The sequence below is a fragment of the Lactiplantibacillus xiangfangensis genome (genome assembly GCF_001438845.1).
Lineage (GTDB): Bacteria > Bacillota > Bacilli > Lactobacillales > Lactobacillaceae > Lactiplantibacillus > Lactiplantibacillus xiangfangensis.
This window is the reverse complement of sequence record NZ_JQCL01000028.1, coordinates 1-1,163: the sequence shown is the minus strand read 5'-3', so window position 1 is coordinate 1,163 and position 1,163 is coordinate 1. Positions and strand designations below refer to the sequence as shown.

The window sequence follows — 1,163 nt, the reverse complement described above, 5'->3', positions numbered from 1 at the left end:
TTGACTTGGACCCGTTTCTTTTCCTTAACTGCCATGATTGTCTCATCTCCCTTCTTTTACTACTACCATTATACTACCTTTTGGGTATCTGATCAACGGATAAAACCCTGGCCTCAGACCACTTGAGGTTGGCATTGATCTAAAGGCTGAACTTTTGAGCTAGTTAGCTCCGACACTTATTTAAAAGTCCCTGTTCTTCTGTTTAAGCCAGTTAAATATAGCTTAAGCATAAAGGGAAGGTGAGTAGGTCTCAAAACCGTTTAGAAAGGATTTTGCAGCCTTTTAGGACTAGTAGTACAACCCACTGTTGTCGTTGTCGGCCGGCTTTTCTTCTTCGGGGTGTTTGGCCGCGTATTCTCTAGCCGCTTGTTTATTCCACCAAACACCAAATAGATTTTGCATGGTGCCGTACAGGTAGTTTTCCACGTTCTTGATGTGCTTCTCATTGCTTCTTAGGGCGTTAAAGTAACGTCTCAAGGCTTTAGTCATTAAAAATTTCAGTTCTTCGTCGTCCAGTGGGATTATGACGCCAATATCTTTATGATCCTTCTCAACTCGGTACTTAGCATTTAAGATAATACCAACGAAGCGACGCATCTGTTGCGGGGTACGGCACCAAAAACTAAGCAGTATTCATCATGTTACAGCACCCAAGTAAAAGCTACAAAGATAAAAACATTCATCCTCAAAATATGTAACCTAGAAAAAAGGCCTCCAGTGTTAAACCGGGAGCCTTTTTTAGTATACCAATTTCTACTTCACATAAGGCGGCTTATCCCAAGTAACCTCATCACGCCCTGGCACTTCCACATTCCGTTATTTTATCTTTGTGAACTTGCCCAAAAAAGAAGTGGTATAGGTTGCAGATTGGCCTTAATTGGGGAAAATGAGTTTGTGAAATTCACTGGGATTACTCCTAGACCATTCCCTTAAATTCAACTGTCTCATTCTTTGTATTAACCAAAAACTTACCAACACTCCCCTGATACTTCACGGATACTTTAAAAGAATACTTGTAATTTACCCGAGTATATCGAATACTACTAATTCTCCCCTGATACCCTTGCTTATGCAAAACTCTTTTTACTTGATCTCTCTGCTGATTTGTAATTCTTGCAGAACTCCGATAGATTGTCTTCTTAACGATCACATCTGGATTCAAT

General features: G+C 40.2%; 1 protein-coding gene and 1 pseudogene. Both read right to left on the bottom strand.

Features of this window, described 5'->3' with window-relative positions:
• Positions 1–288: 288 nt before the first annotated feature.
• Positions 289–630 (bottom strand): annotated as a pseudogene (locus IV64_RS02480) (replication initiator protein A); the annotation flags it as partial.
• A gap of 286 nt (positions 631–916) precedes the next feature.
• Positions 917–1,162 carry a hypothetical protein gene (locus IV64_RS14630; protein WP_083491544.1) on the bottom strand — a complete coding sequence of 82 codons (246 nt, stop codon included), beginning with the start codon at positions 1,160–1,162 and terminating at the stop codon, positions 917–919.
• Between the last annotated feature and the right edge of the window lies 1 nt (position 1,163).